Genomic DNA, 1,494 nt, shown 5'->3' with positions numbered 1-1,494 from the left:
TTTAAAGCAATTTTTTCCGAACGATTCGCTCCTTTACGATGTTTTTGCTTATAACAAATTCCTATCCAAATCGGTTTCTACTTTTTATTGCTAACATATTTTGAGTTGAAAATTTTGTAAAATTCCACACACATCTCCCTCTTTTTCTCTATCAATTAAACATGTACTGCGCAGAGCTTTGTGAGGCGTTGTTGGCATTATAGGCAAACATCTTTGCCTGAGAATATCATTCGAAAAAAACAATTAGAAATTCTAACGAAGGGAACCGTTAAAAAATCTCACTCGCGCCAAAGCGGAGCTTGCGCTTGAGATTTTAGGTTCACGAGTTTTGAATTTCTTTGTTTTTGTAGACAGATATTCGACGGCAAGAGTTTGCCATAAAACATAAAAAAAGGAGAAAGCCGAAGGCTTTCAACATTATCCTCCCACTCATTTTTTCTCTCTCAATTAAACATGTCCTGCGCAGAGCTTCGTGAGGCGTTTTTACTTGTGAGCAAATAAAAGCTTGCAAATAAGCGTATCATACGGAGAAAATTGCAGCAAATTCAATCGAAGAAATCCGGCTAAAATTTGACCGCTTGAGCGTAGCGAGCTTCAAATTTTAGGATTTCGAGATTAGAATTTGCCAATTTTCGTAGTCGATTAAGCGTTTTGCAACTTTTATTTCCTTACCCACCAAAAAAACGCCTCTTACGAAGCGTTATTTAATACATGTTTAATTGATTTTTCCGGTATGCCTATTGTTTCCACGACATATTCTCCCTCATAATCTTGCAACGACTTTTTCGGTAATTGCAATGTCACAAGAAGGTCAGCCTTGACTACTACGTTGTGGATTATATTTTCATCAGAATCCAGTCCCGATGGCATATCCACGCTCACAACGAATGCTTGTGTGTCGTTAATCATGTCGATTACGTCTTTGTAAATTCCTTCGATATCTCTCTTGAGTCCCGTACCGAAAATGCTGTCGACAATCAAATCATTTTCTGTGATGTCGAATTTCGTGTTTTCGTCAACAAATTCAATCTCCACGTCTAATTTTTTCAAAATATCGTAGTTGATTTTAAAATCCGTCGATGCTTTTTCTAGCTTTCCAATCACATACACTTTAACAAATCGGTCTTCGTTGTAGATATCTCTTGCAACTGCCAATCCATCTCCACCGTTGTTTCCAACAGATGCAAACACGTACGCTTTGGCAAACTTCTTGTCCAAAACGTGTTTGGAGATTTGTGCTTTGGCGTTTTCCATCAACACAATCGATGGAATTCCGATTTCGTGAATCGTGTATTGGTCGATTTGTCGCATTTGTTCAGCTGTTACATAAATCATAGTCCGTTTTTGAACCTCTCTTCTCTTATATCCCTGCCGAAAAATTGTATCGGTATAAACTCGCCCTTGATTCTGGATGAAATTCTCTGATCGTATTGTGTTGTCAAATCATCAAGGTCGATATTTGTCGAAATTATCGTAGTTTTTTGGTTTTGAATT

At 37.6% G+C, this 1,494-nt stretch carries 1 protein-coding gene; it reads right to left on the bottom strand.

From position 1 onward, the window contains the following. Window positions 1-690: 690 nt before the first annotated feature. Window positions 691-1,335, bottom strand: coding sequence for an NAD(P)H-hydrate epimerase (locus KHW44_RS09540; RefSeq protein ID WP_304068869.1), 645 nt, complete (start codon window positions 1,333-1,335; stop codon window positions 691-693). Window positions 1,336-1,494 lie beyond the last annotated feature (159 nt).

This window comes from Finegoldia magna, from assembly GCF_018371055.1.
In the GTDB taxonomy this organism is placed as follows: Bacteria; Bacillota; Clostridia; order Tissierellales; family Peptoniphilaceae; genus Finegoldia; species Finegoldia magna_I.
The sequence above is the reverse complement of the archived record's forward strand: the minus strand, read 5'-3'. Positions and strand labels throughout refer to the sequence as shown.

Bases quoted from the DNA above. Each gene is read 5' to 3' on its own strand.
- KHW44_RS09540 (WP_304068869.1), bottom strand. From the start codon at position 1,335: ATGATTTATGTAACAGCTGAACAAATGCGACAAATCGACCAATACACG.